Origin of the sequence: Exiguobacterium sp. B2(2022) (assembly GCF_028823655.1) — a bacterium.
GTDB lineage: Bacteria > Bacillota > Bacilli > Exiguobacteriales > Exiguobacteriaceae > Exiguobacterium > Exiguobacterium aestuarii_A.
Genome location: NZ_JAPEHX010000063.1, coordinates 1 through 17,132, shown reverse-complemented (window position 1 = coordinate 17,132; position 17,132 = coordinate 1). Strand labels below are relative to the sequence as shown.

17 protein-coding genes are annotated in these 17,132 nt (G+C 46.5%); all 17 read right to left on the bottom strand.

Annotated features, from left to right (window positions below; all coding sequences use genetic code 11):
• Positions 1-4: 4 nt before the first annotated feature.
• Positions 5-1,111 carry a hypothetical protein gene (locus tag ON063_RS12240; protein ID WP_274665317.1) on the bottom strand — a complete coding sequence of 369 codons (1,107 nt, stop codon included), beginning with the start codon at positions 1,109-1,111 and terminating at the stop codon, positions 5-7.
• A 9-nt stretch (positions 1,112-1,120) separates the two neighbouring features.
• Positions 1,121-1,927: a hypothetical protein gene (locus ON063_RS12235; RefSeq protein WP_274665316.1), complete on the bottom strand. Its 807-nt coding sequence runs from the start codon at positions 1,925-1,927 to the stop codon at positions 1,121-1,123.
• Positions 1,924-2,604 (bottom strand): ABC transporter ATP-binding protein, encoded by a 681-nt coding sequence (locus ON063_RS12230; protein ID WP_274665315.1) that lies wholly within the window; start codon positions 2,602-2,604, stop codon positions 1,924-1,926. The genes ON063_RS12235 and ON063_RS12230 overlap by 4 nt, the downstream gene beginning before the upstream one ends.
• Positions 2,582-2,974: a GntR family transcriptional regulator gene (locus tag ON063_RS12225; RefSeq protein WP_214747253.1), complete on the bottom strand. Its 393-nt coding sequence runs from the start codon at positions 2,972-2,974 to the stop codon at positions 2,582-2,584. Before ON063_RS12225 ends, ON063_RS12230 begins: the two co-directional genes overlap by 23 nt.
• A 139-nt stretch (positions 2,975-3,113) precedes the next feature.
• Positions 3,114-3,704, bottom strand: a complete 591-nt coding sequence (locus ON063_RS12220; protein WP_274665314.1) for a kinase — start codon at positions 3,702-3,704, stop codon at positions 3,114-3,116.
• Between the two features lie 51 nt (positions 3,705-3,755).
• Entirely contained in the window at positions 3,756-5,441 is a 1,686-nt protein-coding gene (locus tag ON063_RS12215) for a b(o/a)3-type cytochrome-c oxidase subunit 1 (protein WP_274665313.1), read from the bottom strand.
• Positions 5,442-5,912, bottom strand: a complete 471-nt coding sequence (locus tag ON063_RS12210; protein WP_074033048.1) for a cytochrome c oxidase subunit II — start codon at positions 5,910-5,912, stop codon at positions 5,442-5,444. It lies immediately after the preceding gene.
• Between the two features lie 24 nt (positions 5,913-5,936).
• Complete coding sequence (locus ON063_RS12205; protein WP_143406615.1) at positions 5,937-6,092, bottom strand: cytochrome c oxidase subunit 2A; 156 nt, start codon at positions 6,090-6,092, stop codon at positions 5,937-5,939.
• Positions 6,093-6,234: 142 nt separating this feature from the next.
• Positions 6,235-6,945 (bottom strand): Crp/Fnr family transcriptional regulator, encoded by a 711-nt coding sequence (locus ON063_RS12200; protein WP_274665312.1) that lies wholly within the window; start codon positions 6,943-6,945, stop codon positions 6,235-6,237.
• Positions 6,946-7,098: 153 nt separating this feature from the next.
• Positions 7,099-8,484 (bottom strand): aldehyde dehydrogenase, encoded by a 1,386-nt coding sequence (locus ON063_RS12195; RefSeq protein ID WP_274665311.1) that lies wholly within the window; start codon positions 8,482-8,484, stop codon positions 7,099-7,101.
• Between the two features lie 149 nt (positions 8,485-8,633).
• Positions 8,634-9,779: an MFS transporter gene (locus ON063_RS12190; protein WP_274665310.1), complete on the bottom strand. Its 1,146-nt coding sequence runs from the start codon at positions 9,777-9,779 to the stop codon at positions 8,634-8,636.
• Positions 9,780-9,900: 121 nt separating this feature from the next.
• A complete protein-coding gene (deoD, locus tag ON063_RS12185; RefSeq protein ID WP_074033044.1) occupies positions 9,901-10,614 on the bottom strand; it encodes a purine-nucleoside phosphorylase in 714 nt (237 codons plus the stop codon).
• Positions 10,615-10,629: 15 nt separating this feature from the next.
• A complete protein-coding gene (locus ON063_RS12180) occupies positions 10,630-11,340 on the bottom strand; it encodes a response regulator (RefSeq protein WP_214696432.1) in 711 nt (236 codons plus the stop codon).
• Complete coding sequence (locus ON063_RS12175) at positions 11,337-13,088, bottom strand: sensor histidine kinase (RefSeq protein ID WP_214785711.1); 1,752 nt, start codon at positions 13,086-13,088, stop codon at positions 11,337-11,339. The genes ON063_RS12180 and ON063_RS12175 overlap by 4 nt, the downstream gene beginning before the upstream one ends.
• Before the next feature lie 100 nt (positions 13,089-13,188).
• The gene (locus ON063_RS12170) at positions 13,189-14,406 is read right to left on the bottom strand and encodes a M48 family metallopeptidase (protein WP_274665309.1); all 1,218 of its coding nucleotides are present in this window, start codon (positions 14,404-14,406) and stop codon (positions 13,189-13,191) included.
• A gap of 96 nt (positions 14,407-14,502) precedes the next feature.
• Entirely contained in the window at positions 14,503-15,600 is a 1,098-nt protein-coding gene (locus tag ON063_RS12165; protein WP_274665308.1) for a PQQ-dependent sugar dehydrogenase, read from the bottom strand.
• A 37-nt stretch (positions 15,601-15,637) separates the two neighbouring features.
• A partial coding sequence (locus tag ON063_RS12160) for an MDR family MFS transporter (protein WP_274665307.1) occupies positions 15,638-17,132 on the bottom strand: 1,495 nt, incomplete at its 5' end.

Below are 17,132 nucleotides of genomic sequence, written 5' to 3'. Positions count from 1 at the left end.
TTGCTTATTTTTGTCTAACGTATACGTCAACCTGATCAAGCATCGCTTGCGCTTCCTCGTTTTCAGGTGTAACCGCCGCACTAGAGATTTGTTTTCCATCCTCATAAACGTCGATGATGACACCGTCTTTCGCTTGGCGCGTTTGGTACAGGCGACCGTTTGAATAGAAGGCGTGATCTACTGAGTCGAGAACTTTCCGAGTCATCTGCTTCCCGGTACCTAAATCAATGACAGTTTCTTCGCCATCCGCATTTAGTGTGAATAGTGTATTTTCGAAGACTGAATAGTCCCAAAAGTCTTGGTCTCCTGCCAACTGGACAACTTGTCCTGTTTCCGTATCGTAAGCGAATTGGCCCGGCATTGTAATTCCACTATAGTACGTCTCTTCCCCTTCTCTAATTGTCTCATAGGCACTGACGCCGACTGGGACATAGCGTGTTTCGAACTTAGACGGGGATCCACTTGTTTCATAAAAACGACTTGTTCCACTTACGTGCGTGATAAATCCATTTTCCATCTTTATTTCTTTGACAGTGACGTCATCCATCGTTTGATTGAATGTCGCAAGCATTGTCGTTTCATTGCCATCAAAGCCTTCCCGATAAATCAAATTGAGTTGACCATCGGACATGAACAAACCTGCCCACACACCTGTCAAGATCTCGTAGATTTGACGATCCTTTGCATCGAACTCATAAGTGGTTATCTCTTTTCCGTCTAACTGGTTAAAGATTATGAGCTCTTCATTTCCATTTTGGCCAATTCCTATGAATCCATTTTCCGTTTGAATTGATTGTGCAAACGTCAATCCGTTCATTTGTCGGTGCATCAAGCGTTCGTTCCCATTCAAACTTTCTCGATAACGAATTCCTTCAGCGATATAATTTAAATCCGAAGTGACACGACTCTCATCAGAAGTGACTTCAAACCTTTGAGCGACATCGTCATCTGTGTTATAACCAAATTCAACGACCGTGTCTTTCCAAACAGATGGATTCGAACTGATGTTTAACGCCCATTCCGCTTTCGGCTCCATCGCATCGACGGCAAACGTCCCAAGCCCAATCACGATCACCGCACCGAGCGCGGCCACATTCCACATTCGCTTCATTTTATCACCTCACACATTTAATTTCGTCTGTAAAAATCTTCGACTAAGCCAAATCGTCACACTTGCCCAGACGACCAATACCACACCGACGTAAATGATTGTCTCATCATAAATCAGTCGATTCGACAGGAACGCGTAGCCTAAAATCGGAATGGTCAAGATGACAACTAGAATCGATAAGCTAAGTACCGGTGACCACATCGTCCGTTGCCAAAAACTCCGTTCAATCAACACAAATGTGAAAACGAATAGGACGACGATGACAATAAATAATTGGTGGATGACAAAGTTGATAGCTGAAGTAGGATACATCATGCCCAATATTCCGTTGAAAGATAGAGCTCGTTCAAATGATCCATTCATCGGTATCATCTTTTCATCAAACCAACTCGTGAACGTTATGTATTGTAACTTAAGAGCAATCCATTCAATGGAAAATAGCCCCAACGTTGTCATTAAAATTGTAGCGAGTTTGGCGAAAAACAACGTCATGCGCTTTTGTGGCATCGTCAGGAGTCGGAGCATGAACGTCCCTCGTCCTTGAAAATCGCGATACCAAATCCAGGCGCTGTATAATAACATCGCCGCGACTGCAATGCCGAGCGACAAGAGATAAGGCGTACCTCCAAGGTAGTCTGCAAATGACAATTGATAGTCCGCGTTTCCTGTACGTCTCAACTGTTCATAAAAGTTCGTCTCATCCCATAAAAAGTAACCGAGATACCCAAACTGGACGACGAGGAGGCCAGTAACTAACATCAAAAACGGTTTTGTGACACGCTCGATTTCCCAACTCAAAAGTTTCAATAGATTCATGCCCCGTACTCCTCTCTCATCACATCGACGATGGACTTCCCATGAATGAATCGGACATCTTCGACATCAAACTCACGGACGATTCTTCCGTTATTCAACATGACGGCCTTGTCGATCAAGTACTCGATATCTTCAATCTCGTGTGTCGTAATGAGCACGCCACGATTCTCCATGACCTCGCTCGAAAATAGTTCGACAATCTGTTCTTTTGAGAAGACATCGATTCCTGAGAACGGTTCATCAAGCAATAAATAATCCGGGTCTTGCGCAATCCCGACTGCGAGGTTCGCTTTCGCGAGCGTCCCTTTCGATAACTCGCTCAACTTATCTTCCGGAAACAACTTGAAATCATCGACGAGACGGGCAAATAATGCCGAATCAAATGTCGGATAAAAATCTTTCATGAACGCCTCACATTGTTCGATTGTAAAGTGAATCGGGAACATCGCATGATCGGCGACGAAGGCGACACGATTCAAATCAATCGGTTTCCCATCGATCAATACCGAACCTTTGTCGAAAGGTGTCAATCCCATGATGCCTTTCAACAACGTCGACTTCCCCGTACCGTTCAAGCCGATGAGACACGTGATTTCACCTTTATTCGCTGTGAACGAAACGTCTTCAATGACTTGTTTCCGCCGATAACGTTTTTTAACTCCCAACACTTCGATCATCGTACATCCCCTCCTTGTACTGTCGTTTGATTTTTTCAACAAGTTCGTCTACCGAGACATCAAGTTCTTGAATCGATTCTACAAATACGGCGACCGCGTCATCTACGATTTCAGAGCGGATTTGTGCCAATACCGTTCGATCTGTCGTCACGCGACTCGGTCGATTTCGTTCGGTCGTAATCAATTGTTGGTCCTCCATTTCCTTGAACGCTTTTTGAACCGTGTTCGGATTAATTTTTAAATCGTTCGCAAGCTCACGCCGAGATGGCATCTCATCCCCGGCTTTCAGTTCACCGAGCGCCATCTTCTTCTTGAAGTAGTCGACGACCTGTAGGTAAACCGGTGCCCTCGTATTGAATTGCATGTTCATCACCTTTCTAAGTGTATGACATGGTTAATACACTTTCTAACTGTATTATTATCGTAATACAGTTAGACGTCAATCTTTTTTTCAAATTTTCTCCAAATTAAAAACACCTGACGCATGCGTCAGATGTTGAAACGTTCAGTCAGAGCACGATATCTGCTCCTCTTTTCGGGTCGACGAGTTGGAGATAAAGATCTTCCCCTGGCCAATAGCGCCTCTTGTATTTCGCAAGCCGTTCCTCCGGGACGCCGAGATATGTATCTCGATTCAATACCCGTTCATACCGAACCTCGCGGGGACAGTCGAGATAAATCACGTAATCGAAATATGGTCGCCATTCCGGTCGTTGTAGAAAAATCCCTTCGACGACAATGGTATAAGCAGATGACACGTCCACGACCTCTTCTGCAATGACATCTCGTTCATACACGTAACGAGGTAACGTCAATTCCGTTATCCCATTCCTCAATGGACGAAACAGTTCACGCTCAAGTCGCGACACGTCCCATTGGAGTGCGTAATATTCGGTCGGTTCAGGCTGTCCGGTCTCATAGCGTCTGTCTCGTTCAACAATATAGTCATCAATGTGAAGAACAAGTATAGTCGGCTCTTCACTCAAACGTGAGACGAGCGTTGTCTTGCCCGCTCCACTCAATCCATCAATCGCCACGACAAACGGGTGATTGGCTGAATGCATCGAACGCGCTGCATGGATGACGTCTAATACGTTCATATCGTTCCTCCCCACACAAAAAAGTCAGCTCACGTATGAGCTGACTTTAGTTTACCAGAGTACCCAACCACGCGCTCCAGGAGGCGCACTCTCAATCAAGTGCCAGATTGGAACCGTGTATGCAAATGCAATCAAGACGAACGTTACCGTAATCCACAATTTCCAGTTTTCGAAATAGCGCGGTGTATCCATCGCCGCCTCTTCTGTCTCAGCGAGCGGGAATTCCTCTTCGCCTTTTGGAGCGAGGAATGACAAGTTGAACATCGAGTAGACGAAAATCAGAACGGAGATGAATAAAATCGTTCCTCCGATCGCCATCATGACGTGGTACGGAATCCATTCACGCGTCAATGCATCCGAGAAGTAAGTTGCTGGACCCGTACGACGTGGGTTACCATTCAATCCTGAAATGTGCATCGCATATGACATGATGGCCATACCGAACGCCCACGTCCCTGCTTGAATCAATCCAAGCTTGTTCATCGCTTTCGTCAACGTGCGACCACGAAGTACTGGTACGAGCCAGTATGCCGTTCCGAAGAACGTCAAGGCGACAGCCGTTCCGACTGTGATATGGAAATGACCTGTGACCCAAAGCGTATTGTGAACCATCGCGTTCAATTGGTGAGACGCGTTGATGATCCCACCTGCACCGGCAGGAATGAAGAATAGCATCCCGATGAATGGTGCGAGGAAACGAACATCACCATACGGCATTTTCTTCACCCAACCGAACAATCCTTTCGCGCCGAGCGCACGTCCACGGAGTTCGAACGTCGCAAAGAGCGAGAATGCTGTCATGAACGATGGGATGACGACCAAGAACGTCAAGATAACTTGAACGAACTTCCAGAACGGTTCAATCCCCGGTTCTGTCAACTGATGGTGGAAGCCGACCGGGAATGAGAAGAGCAAGAACAACAAGAACGCCATACGCGCCAACGCATCCGAGAAGATCTTCCCACCGATGACTTTCGGCACGACTGTATACCATACAATGTATGCCGGCATGAGCCAGAAATAAACGAGCGGGTGACCGAAGTACCAGAACAGTGTACGAGACAACTCGATTCCGACTGTATCTGTCCATCCTAACGAGAGGGGAAGGAGTTGGAAAAGAATCGTTGCTGCGACACCGAGTGTCGCAATGTCCCATAGAAGCATCGTCATAATACTCATATAAGCCGGGAGCGGCGGATGAACGCCTGGGTTGTCGCGTTTGTAGTCCGCATACATACGGAACATCGCGAATGACGACAACCACGTTCCGACTACGAACAGGACGAGTCCGACATAAAAGAGCGGATCTGCCATGAGCGGTGCATAGAACGTATACAATACTGTCCCTTTGTTGGCCAAGATTATGACCGTTACCATGACGGCACCGATAATCATCGTCCAAAAACCGAGCCAAGCGACACGTGTCGGGAATGATTCAAACCGACCGAACGACTTCGCAAGCAACGCATATAATAGACCGATGATGAACATCGTCGTGAAGACGATCCCGAGCATAATACCGTGAGCCGTTAGTAATTGATAATATCCAAAGATTTCAGGAATGACTCCGGTTCGAATCAACGTCTGTGTCAAACCGGCCAACGCACCGATCAAGACGGCGAGTACCGATACAAAAACGTGACCGTATGCAAGGCGCGCCTCTTTCGCTCCGATACTTGGAACAGGAACCCCTCGCTCCATCTCCCATTGTTTCAGTTTAGATGATACGTCGTTCATTTACTCCACCACCTTGATTTTAGTCGACATCATGTGATGCCCTGTCCCACAATATTCGTTACAAAGAATCAAAAATTCGCCAGCTTCCTCGAACGTGTACGTCAATGAGTTGATATGTCCAGGCACGACCATCATGTTGACCGGAGTACCTGTCAACTGGAATCCGTGTACGACATCAGGTGACGTCACAAGGAATGTTACTTTTGCGCCTTTTGGAATTTCAACATTCCCTGGTGTGAACGTAAACGCTTGTGCGATCATGACGAGTTCGTATTCATTCTCACCAATTTGATGAAGTCCTGGTTTGTCGAATGGAGCCGTCTGATTTACTTTGGCCGGGTCAATCAAATCCGCATCCGATGCTGGCTGGTTCCCTGCCGCGAATGCCGATACCCCGAGAACAGTCAAGAAGACCGCGAGTAGGATAATACCAAATGTAAGCCAATACTTTTCTAGTTTATGAATATGCACGATGAGACCCTCCTCCCTACATGTTTATCGTGTGACGAATAAATAAAAGACTGATGACCACATGGCAATGATGACACCTGCAACGATCATGACCGATGTAAACGTTCCTTTTAGGTTCGGTTCTTGCCCATCTTTATGTTCCACGTGTAAGACCCCTTTCGGTTGTTTTTCCACTTTCATTGTATGCAATCACCTAAGGGATAATATGTGACTTTTGTCACTCAAAAAGTGACAATCACATCAATTTTGCGTAGTTTCAACACACAAAATTCACATTTCCATAAAAATAGGTCACAAAAAAACCGCCTTCACATGAGGCGGTTCATAAACGACATATTCCTGCAGGACAACCTTCGCAATGACAAAGCTCTTTTAAAAAATCAATATCATGGATGACGATTGATTTGGTCGTCGTACTAATGACTCCTTCTTTTCGCCATTGACTGATCAATCGATTCACCGTCTCGCGTGGCGCTCCGATTAACTGTCCGAGTTCTCCGTCTGACGGATGGCGAGGAATGACGATCGTATCCTCCTCCTCCACACCGTGCATGGCTGCCATACGGAGTAGTGTCGAAGCTAAAGCCCCTGGTTTGCCGTACAGCAATAAGTCGCGCACCTTCATCTCTGAATGTTTGCGCATCATCGATGTCCATCGCAAAATTTCTCCGGCAAAGCGGATGTCACGTTGCATGAGCGATTCCAATTCACGTTTTGAAATGGTCCCGATGGTACTTTCCTCAGTCGTCTCGATACTGTATGAGCTAGGGAAAGTTTCGACGATGTCAAACTCACCAAAGAAGTCATCCGAACCATACATGAACATGACGAGTGGATTTCCTTTTTTCGTGATTTTTGTGAATTTGACAGAACCACTCTTCAAGTAAAAGAACTTATCACACTTTTCACCTTCCCAACATACGATACTCGCTTTCGGATGATGTTGAATCGTCATCATTTCCAGTAGCAATTGTTTCGTTTCATTTGAGAATACAAAACTGTTCGGTTGGGTCGTTCCACATTGCATTGACATAGGTCGGTGCTCCCTCCACGTTTCATTCGTACGTTCCAATTATGACTTTATTATACAGGAGTGTGACAGGGAGTATCAGAAAAGTATGTGACATTTCAAACAATCTTTTTCAAAAAAAGAGAGACCCGGCATTTGTACCGAGTCTCTATAGCTTTATCGTTGAATCAATCGAATCAATTGTTCAGCCGGTTTGAAGTTCGGATACCGAACTGGTAAATCAAATTTTGTCGTGTTTTTCAAAATAGACTTCGCGTGACTAAACGTCTCAAAGCTCGTACGTCCGTGATAGGCCCCCATACCGCTCTCGCCTACTCCACCAAACGGTAAATTCGGGTTCGTCAAATGCATGATGACATCGTTCACACACCCTCCTCCAAAGGAGAGGTGTTTCATGATCGTTTTTTCCACATCCTTCGACTCTGTAAATAGATAGAGCGCAAGCGGATGCGGGCGGTCAGAGATGAACTCGATCACTTCATCTAGCTGACGATACGGAATGATCGGTAAAATTGGACCAAAAATCTCATCTTTCATCACATCGGCATCTTCTTCGAGATTCGTCATGACGGTCGGTGCGATTTTTAGCTCATCTCTGTTTGTTTCCCCGCCAAAAGCAAGTTCGCCTTCTGTCAAATAGTGAGACAAACGGTCGAAATGCGATTCGTTGACGATGCGCGTGTATCGTTTCGTACCGACACCGTTCCCGAACATCGCAAACGCCTCTTGTTTGATTGCTTCTAAAAATGCTTCTTGCTGCGATTCATGTATGAGCACATAGTCTGGCGCGACACACGTTTGCCCGGCGTTCATCCATTTCCCCCACGCGACACGTTTTGCTGCTATGGAGACGTTCGCATCTCCGTGAACGATCACAGGTGATTTCCCACCGAGTTCGAGTGTGACCGGTGTCAAATGTTCTGCTGCCGCCTTATTCACAATTCGACCGACTTGCGTCGAACCTGTAAAGAAAATGTAGTCCCATTTTTGATTCAAGAGTTCTTGGGCTGTGTCTTTATCCCCTTCGACACTTGCTATATATCGATCGGTGAAAGCACGTTCTAGCACTTGTGTCAGGACACGCGCAACGTTCGGTGTCAGTTCTGAAGGTTTAACAACCGCTGTATTTCCCGCGGCAATGGCACCAATGAGTGGCGCAACCGCTAGTTGGAACGGATAATTCCACGGGGCGATGATCAATACCGTACCGTATGGCTCATATTGAATTTCACTCTTCATTCCAAGATGGATGGCAGTTCCACGCACACGCTTCGGACGCATCCATCGTTTTAATTCGCGTGTCGTCCGAGAAATCTCGTCATAAATGAATCCGATTTCTGTCGTATACGCATCCATCTCCGATTTGTTCAAGTCCTCTTTAAGCGCTTCTAGCAAGTCCGCTTCATAATGCTTGATCGATTCCTTTAAAAACGTCAGCATACTTAAACGGAATGCCATTGATTTCGTCGCCTGTGTTTTAAAGAAACGACGTTGTTTCTGGACAAGCTCGTCAATCGTCAATTGTTCAATCGGTGCCAGCATGAACTTTCCTCCTTATGATTCATCACATTGATTTCATTTTATCATCGAGTGAAAAGTGAATCAAAAAAACGCTTTCATCGATGCCAGTTACACTAACCGTTTAAATGTTTAAACATTTAATCATAGAATAATACATTACTTTTATCGTGTCAAAATATCCGTCTTCCCTTTACTACACTGACAAGAAAGAGGAGGCTCGCCCCCCATAAAATCAAACCAGTCAGCGTGAATTGCTCGACGACCGAAAGTGGAAGACCGCTTAAAAAAGAAGATCCTGCTACCGTACCGAGAGAGAAAAAGGCATAGAATGCCCCGTATGCTTTTCCTCGATTTTGAGGAGAAGTTGATTGAATCAACAATGTGTTGATGGCCGGGAAAAGAATCGCAAACCCAACACCATATAAGGCAAGTACCCCATAAAGGCTCGTTTGTACACCTGCTTGTCCAATTAACATCTGGCACGTCCCAATAATCGCCACCCCAAGTGCCGTCAATTTGGTCGGTGAAAATCGATCGAACAATCGGTTCGTCGGTAATAAAAAGAATAAGACGGCGACTACGCCGAACATACTGAGCAACGTCCCACTCAATCGTGAATTATAGCCAAGCTCCTGCACATGAACCGGTAACAAAAACGCAAGTGCCCCTTGGGAAAACATGAGGAAGAATGCCCCCCAATAGGCTCGAATCACTTTCGGGTCTGGTTTTATCGGTGCTGTATGGGTATCTTTCTTCGAATCCACCGTTTGATTCCGTCGCATCGTTACGATTGTCACGAACAGAATCACCCAGCCGAATAAAGAAACAAATAAAAAGACGGTCGGTGGTGATGTGATACTGGCGACAATTCCACTGAACGCAGGACCGATAATGGCCGCTAATCCGACGAAACTACCGGTAATGGCGACTTTCTTCCCTTGACGATTCATTGCTGTGATGTTCGCAGACAAGGTAAACGCAGCCGGGACGATCAGTCCAGCCATAAAGCCGTGGACACACCGGACAAGCAGTAATATGAATGGTGAGTCGACGAATTGATAAGCGAGTAAACTTAAGCTCGTCAGGAACAAACCGAGAACCAATACGCGATATGGACCATTCTTGTCAGTCCATATACCGGACAGCACATTTCCAAACGTGTTCGTCAACGAATAAATCGCGATGGAAAAACCAGCGATAAATGAAGATGCCCCAACGGTTAACGCAAATGTGCTCATGATTGGAAGTTGGGCGAACAGATCAAAAAAAGCAAAAAATACAATTGCATATAATATAAAACGTGATGGAGTTTTCATTAGACATTTCCTCTTTCTCGGTATCTTATCCTTAGTCTAGCTGGAGCTCCAACCGTTTCATAGGGATGAATGGGTTTGGACACAAAAAATCCCTACAGCCAAAGACTGTAGGGAAAACTGTTTAGTTCGTCACTTCAACCGCTGTATCGAGAGCGACACGAATCATTTCATCAAACGTCGTCTGACGCTCTTCTGAAGTCGTCTCTTCACCTGTCAACAAGTGGTCAGAGATTGTGAGGATTGTCAACGCGTTTACTTTATGCTTCGCCGCAAGCGTGTAAAGACCCGCTGCTTCCATCTCGATTGCGAGGCAACCGAAGTCCGCCCACTTCTTGAAGTGGTGGAAGTCATCTTGATAGAATTGGTCCGCTGTGAAGATTTGTCCTACTTTGACCGGGATGCCGGCTTTCTCTGCATTCATATACGCACGATGTAGGAGGTCGAACGTCGCTGTTGGTGCATAGTCCATTCCGTTGAAGCGGACACGGTTTTGCCCCATCTCACTTGATGCGCTCATGGCGATGACGACATCACGCACTTTGACGTCTTCTTGAATTCCGCCGGCAGTTCCGACACGGATCAAGTTTTTTGCACCGTACGACATGATGAGTTCGTTCACGTAAATCGACATCGAAGGCACACCCATCCCCGTTCCTTGGACCGAGATGCGTTTTCCTTTGTACGTACCCGTGAAGCCATACATCCCACGAACTTCATTATATAATTCGACGTCTTCTAAAAACGTCTCCGCAATATACTTGGCACGAAGCGGATCCCCTGGAAGTAATACCGTTTCTGCAATTTGTCCTTCTTGAGCTCCAATGTGTACACTCATGTTTGAATTCCTCCTTTAAGCTTGTCGTTGAACCTTTTCCCGAAATTCGTTCGGAGTAACACCGACTTGTTTTTTAAAGACCTTCCGGAAATATTTATCGTCCGAAAAGCCGACTGCTTGGGCGACTTCATAGATACGCTGTCTACTCGTCTCTAACAGGCGCTTCGCTTCGTTCATCCGAATCGTCAATACGTATTCGGACAAGTTCACGCCATATTGTTGTTTAAAACGTCGCGAGATGTACTCTCGACTTAAGTAAAATCGTTCGCTCATCCCTTGCAAACTCAGTTCTTCCGAAAAATGCTGTTCAATGAACGTTCCAATCTGAGAAATCGGGTCTTCACTCGATCGATCCACCACGTCCCCTAACGCGCGTGCCAACGTATCATTCAATACATCCGGGTCGATCGGTTTTAACAAATAATCAAAGCTCCCATACTGGATGGCGCGTCGCATATACGAATATTCATCGTATCCTGTCAACACGACAAGCTTAGAAAATGAAGCATGGTCGTGTACCCACTCCATCAGCTCGATCCCATCACAATGGGGCATTTGAATATCGGATAAGATGAGCGCTGGACGTTCTTGTTCGATGAGCGCCTGTGCTTCACGCCCATCCGTTGCTTCAAGAACCGTCGTCACACCGAACCGTTCCCATTCACCGAGTAATTTCACCGCTTCCCTTACCGGAGATTCATCATCTACAATCAACACTTTCGTCATGACGCCACCCCCTCAGAAGAAGCCGGGAAACGCATCATAATTCGAAAACCGCCTGTTTCAGGTGTAGCCAACATAAATTCTGCCTCCCGATTATAGTTTAACATGAGTCGATCGCGAATGTTTCGTAATCCTGTGCCTTCCGTGTCATAAAATGTCGAATCACTTTGTTCAATCCGTGACATGACTCGTTCCCATTCTTCGGTCGTCAGCGAACGACCACTGTTCTCACAACGAATCACGAGTGACGTGCCGTCCATCCAGGCCGTCACATCAAATCGATTCGCTAAAGCAGAGCCGTCCCGCTCGAACCCATGCTTGAAAAAGTTCTCTGCCAACGGCTGCAAAATCATTTTTGGAACAATCAGTTCATGGAGGTCTTCAGGAACTGAAACGGTCACTTGAAACTGATTTGGAAATCGTACGTCTTGAAGACGAATGTATGAGTTCAAGTGTTCGATCTCTCGTTTCAGTGTCACCATCGACTCTTCTGGGTGCATGGTATACCGCATCATCGAAGACAGTTGCGTGATCAATCGATAGACCGTCTTGCCATCTCCCTTCAATGCCAATGTTCCAATCGACTGTAACGTATTAAATAAGAAATGCGGATTGGTTTGCGCCTGAAGCGTACGAAGCTCATTCGTCCGATTCTCTAAGGCGAGCTTATACTCTCGTTGAATTAAATCATCGATCCGTTCAATCATTCGCTTGAACTGTCTTCCGAGTACGCCGAACTCATCATTTCCGAGGGAATCAAATGAGACGGTCATGTCCCCTTGCTCGATTCGCCAAATGTTTGAGGTCAACGTCTTGATCGGTGTCGTCAATTTCATCGAAGCATAGGTCGCTCCGATCAGTGCCAAAATGAGCGAGACCATCCCGACAAGCAAGATGATGAATGACGTTCGTGAAGCCGGTTCGGTCAAGAGTTCATCTGGAATTGATTTACCGACATAAAACTGCTGATGGTCAAACTCGAATGTTTTCGTGATTTGATGGTGTTTTCCATCGGTCGAGATGGATCTCGGCTGAAATGAAGACGGAATTTCTCCCTCACCGAGATGGGCAAACACACGGTTGTCTTCACCGACGAACCATAAACTCTCATCTGGACTATTTTGCAAAGAAGCCAGCTGCCCGATGAATAAATTTTCAGGGATATCGAGCGAAAGAATAGCAAGTGGTTCGTCCGTTTCAATCTTGTCGAGCCTGAAATGAAGCGTCACGACGTCTTCTTGTGTCATGATCGGTCCAAAATCATGATAAGCAACAAGTGGATGGGACGCTTCCAATAAGACACGACTTTTCGGATTATCCAAGAGCTGTTGTTGGACGACGCTCGGCTCTTTTTTCGATCGTGGTGACACTTTCATTTTATAAGCCGCAAATGAATCCATATCTTCGAGCATTAACAGCTGAATTTGCGCCACGTCTTCTCGGGACAGATACATCGCGAGGAGCGCGCGCCGCACTTCAATCTCCGTTTCTCGTAACGAAAGCCCCGGTCCATACTCCAAAATGTCTAATACGTCACGATCAGCGTATAAACTCGTTGGCAATCGACTCAAATCAGAGATATAGCGTTCCATCTGACGTGTCCCCCGTTCGAGCGACCATTCGGTCATCTCAAGACCACGTTCACGCTCCCGATCTTGCACGTACCAAAATGAAACAATCGTCGCTAAAATGACCGGTACAATGATGGTCAACGCAATCATCCCCGTTAACTTTGTCCGTATGCTATTCACCGATATCCCTCCTACCCAAACAGTATATCACGCACTATGCAAACGTTTGCAAAAAACCACAAAAAATTTCCTCGTCTCTTTTGAAACGAGGAAATTTCTTTTATTCATATGATTCCATCAATGCAATGAGTTCAGAACTATGTCCCCAATCACGTGCCGTATCAATCGGTGTCATCCCGCTATCGTTTTGGAGCGTGACGTCAGCTCCGTTGTCTAGCAAGAGTTGAACTGTTTCTTCATCAACCTCATCATTGTAGAACAAGTTGTGAAGTGGCGTTTCGCCATACTCGTCTTGAATATTCACGTCAGCACCATTTTGTAATTCTGCTTCGATTTCTTCATAGCTCGCATTATTATACGTCAATTCTTGGATTGGTTCTTCCCATTCCAACGCCCAATCATCTGCAAGCTCCTCACTCATCGCCGCAGATACAATCTCCGTCAAATCATCGTTAATGAAGAGAAATGCGATAAGTGCCCCGTTTCCAATAACCGTCAATAGAATCATCGAAATGATAGAAGCTTTCACATATCCAGCCGTCTTGAAGACCGGAACGTTTTCTTCACCTGCAGCTGTTGCAATCGATGCGATTCGCTTCGGTAACGTTGGATGCGTCGACAACAACTCACTATACTTCGCGATAAAACCGTTCTCTCGACTTGCTTCGTACAAATAGTCGAACTCATTCACTTCTTTCGCGAGCGGTCCCCCGATTGCGAGAACCGTTAACGCACGCTTCGACGCCCCGAAGTCTTGAATGTAATGAGCAGCCATCCGGTCACACGTATATTCACAAGCACGTGAATAGGCAGAACCTAAGAAAGGAATGATACTACCGAGCAAGACGACCCACTGCTTTTGGACATGGTTACGACGAATGTGTGCCAGCTCGTGTGCGATGACAAACTCCACTTCTTTCGTCTGTCCAGTCCGTGTTAATTCCACGACATCCGAATACAGAATGACCATGTTCTTCTGGAAGAAACGTGTGGCAAAAGCGTTTAATACACCACCCGCTTGTAAAATATACACATCTGGCAACAAGCGGATGCCCATATCTGCCCCGACGCGTTGAACCATCTCATGAAGTTCTGTAAACTGACGAGCCGTCACTTTGACACCGTTCGTCCGAATGTAACCGATTTGAATCCAGTGAGTAAAGAGCGAGAGCGATACGATTGTACCGATGATCCATAAAAATAGACCGAATGAGGCTACTGTCAGCACGATCCCGAGGATTAACATGAGCACGCTTGCTGCAACTAATAGTGAGAAGTATAGTTTTTCTCGTTTATGTACCAAGTTTGAATGATTCATCTATTTTCTCCTTCTTTTTCCAAAATACATGTTTAATTATACCGTTCCTTCCAGAAGAAACAACGAAAAAATAGAAACTGACAAAGTCGTCAGTTTCTAGCGAATCGTTACTTGATAAAGTTGATCGTCTTGAGGCTGTGGGTTGCCTCGTCCGTCCGTATTGTTCGAAATAAAATACAAGGTGTCATCTTCTAACCACACATCACGAATCCGACCTACATCTTCGACAATCATCGTCACTTGTTTCGTTTCCCGGTCAATGGCAACAAGCCGCTCGTTCCGAAGCGTCGCCATATAGACGTACTGTTCATCCGTCGCGATACCAGAAGGTGCCCAAGACGTCTCGCCTACTTCAAACCACGGTGTGACAAGGCCTTCTTGTTCCTGATTCGCCTCAATAATCGGCCATCCATAATTGTTTCCTTCTTCTATCACGTTAACCTCGTCATGTCCGCTCGCCCCGTGTTCGCTCGCATAAAGAACATCGTCAATTTGACTCAACCCTTGAGGATTGCGGTGACCGAGCGAATAGATCCAGTCGGTCGGTTCACCTTCACCCGATAATGGGATTCGTAGAATCTTTCCGGCTAATGATGATTCGTCTTGTGCGAGTTCAGGCACGAGCGCATCTCCCGTCGTCACCCAAAGATGCTCACCGTCCAGCAAAAGGCGACCTCCGTTATGAAAACGTGCACCTGGAATCTCGTCAAGTAAGACATTCGTCTCCTCAAAGCGTTCTCCATCCCATGTCAACTCGACCACACGGTTTTGAACGTTTCTTCCTGACGATCCATACGTATGATACGCGTAAAGGATTCCGCTTGATTCAAAATCTTCGCTTAACGCAAGACCAAGGAGCCCTCCTTCACCAATCTCGAATACACTTTCCTTAAAGTTCACGTCTTGTCGGGTTGCGCGACCCGAACTGTCAATCACGGTGATGGTACCACCGCGTTCGGATACGAGCCATCCTTCCTCTGTTCGAGCGAGTGACCACGGAATGGACAAGTTCTCGGCAATGGCGGTCACTTCTCCAATCTCAAGATTCGACTCTTCCATCATACTCGTTTCACTGTCAGTCTCTGACTCACTTCGTGTCTCTTCTGAAGTAGGTGGTTCTGTTCCTTCGTTCGTTTGTTCTGGCGCACACCCCATCAGAAACAACAATGTCACAATCCCAATTTGACGTTTCATGTCGGTTCGCCTCCCTTTCCTTCATCATACCCTTGTTTCACGAGCGCTGTGAAGGTTCCGGTGGGCGAGCCGGCAAGCGGGACGCGATAACGAACGCGATGATCGCGGCGACCATCGCTCCGATAAAGATGCTGTTCAATCCGATTGCAATGATTTGTTCTCCTTGAAGTCGAACAGAAGCGTTCAACGTCTCCGTGACACTCTGATTGAAGAAGTCTTCTAATGAAACTTGAGATAACGCGCTGCTCTCTTTAAAGTCGTTGAGTACAACAAAGTTAAAGACTGCTCCGAACACCGCTACACCGAGCGTTTGACCAACCGTGCTTAAAAATGAGTTGGTCGCTGTTGCCGTTCCACGCTGTTGATAGGAGACGACAGTTTGCAGGACGACGATAAACATCGGTTGAGACAATCCAAATCCGACACCGATTAGCGCCACTGCCCCATACACCCATACGTCTGAACTCGACTGGGATAACAGTGTTAACGTCAGCGTCCCGATGATGAGCAATCCCATCCCGATCAAGGCGCGTCGTCTCGGAGAAGCCACTCCGAGTGTACGCCCACCAATAATCGATGTGAACGTCCACGCGACCGAGAGTGGCATCAACATGAACCCAGCCTCCGTCGCCGATTTTCCCAACACAGCTTGTGCCCAGATTGGAATGTAAGCAGACATGGAGACGAGCACCCACGCCGCAAAAAAGACTGAACCGTTGATGGCAGCAATCGTTGGTTGCTTGAGTAATTCAAACGGCAATAACGGAGATTTTGCTTTTCGTTCAGATACGAAGAAGCCAACTAGTAAGATGATACTGAATACCCCACTGGCAACAATGGTCGTCGTCCATTCATTCGTTTCACTGAATGTGATTAGGGCATACAGGAATGCTGTCGTCCCACCTGCGAACAAAAGCGCGCCTTTCAAGTCAATCCGTTCAGTCGTCTCAGCGACTTTCTCTTTATAGAAAATAATGATCATGATAAACGAGAGTAACGCAAAGGGTACGTTCAATAAAAAGACGTAGCGCCAAGATAATGTTTCGACTAAAAAGCCGCCGATGACCGGACCGAGTACTCCCGACACGCCCCATACGGCACTTAAAATCCCTTGAATCTTTCCGCGTTCCTCATATTTGTATAGGTCTCCGATAATCGTCATCGAAATCGGAAGGACCGCACCAGCCCCTAGACCCTGTAGCGCCCGAAAGACGATCAATTGTTCCATCGACGTGGCTAATCCACATAAGAGTGAGGATAGCGTGAACAATCCGATGCCAAACAAGAGGACACGCTTCCGCCCGAATAAATCCGCCACTTTCCCATAAATCGGTGTCGATACTGCTGTAAATAGTAAGAAGGCAGCAAATACCCAGCTGACGAGCGTCGCCCCGTTCAACTCACTGGCGATGACAGGCGTCGCAACTGATACGACCGTCCCTTCAATCGCCGCTAAAAAGGTTGCCAATAAGAGGGCAACCGTCACATTTTTTCTCATCCGTTCCATCTCCCCAAAAAAATAGTGGCGTCGG

Bases quoted from the DNA above. Each gene is read 5' to 3' on its own strand.
- ON063_RS12240 (WP_274665317.1), bottom strand. From the start codon at position 1,111: ATGAAGCGAATGTGGAATGTGGCCGCGCTCGGTGCGGTGATCGTGATT.
- ON063_RS12235 (WP_274665316.1), bottom strand. From the start codon at position 1,927: ATGAATCTATTGAAACTTTTGAGTTGGGAAATCGAGCGTGTCACAAAA.
- ON063_RS12230 (WP_274665315.1), bottom strand. From the start codon at position 2,604: ATGATCGAAGTGTTGGGAGTTAAAAAACGTTATCGGCGGAAACAAGTC.
- ON063_RS12225 (WP_214747253.1), bottom strand. From the start codon at position 2,974: ATGAACATGCAATTCAATACGAGGGCACCGGTTTACCTACAGGTCGTC.
- ON063_RS12220 (WP_274665314.1), bottom strand. From the start codon at position 3,704: ATGAACGTATTAGACGTCATCCATGCAGCGCGTTCGATGCATTCAGCC.
- ON063_RS12215 (WP_274665313.1), bottom strand. From the start codon at position 5,441: ATGAACGACGTATCATCTAAACTGAAACAATGGGAGATGGAGCGAGGG.
- ON063_RS12205 (WP_143406615.1), bottom strand. From the start codon at position 6,092: ATGAAAGTGGAAAAACAACCGAAAGGGGTCTTACACGTGGAACATAAA.
- ON063_RS12200 (WP_274665312.1), bottom strand. From the start codon at position 6,945: ATGTCAATGCAATGTGGAACGACCCAACCGAACAGTTTTGTATTCTCA.
- ON063_RS12195 (WP_274665311.1), bottom strand. From the start codon at position 8,484: ATGCTGGCACCGATTGAACAATTGACGATTGACGAGCTTGTCCAGAAA.
- ON063_RS12190 (WP_274665310.1), bottom strand. From the start codon at position 9,779: ATGAAAACTCCATCACGTTTTATATTATATGCAATTGTATTTTTTGCT.
- deoD (WP_074033044.1), bottom strand. From the start codon at position 10,614: ATGAGTGTACACATTGGAGCTCAAGAAGGACAAATTGCAGAAACGGTA.
- ON063_RS12180 (WP_214696432.1), bottom strand. From the start codon at position 11,340: ATGACGAAAGTGTTGATTGTAGATGATGAATCTCCGGTAAGGGAAGCG.
- ON063_RS12170 (WP_274665309.1), bottom strand. From the start codon at position 14,406: ATGAATCATTCAAACTTGGTACATAAACGAGAAAAACTATACTTCTCA.
- ON063_RS12165 (WP_274665308.1), bottom strand. From the start codon at position 15,600: ATGAAACGTCAAATTGGGATTGTGACATTGTTGTTTCTGATGGGGTGT.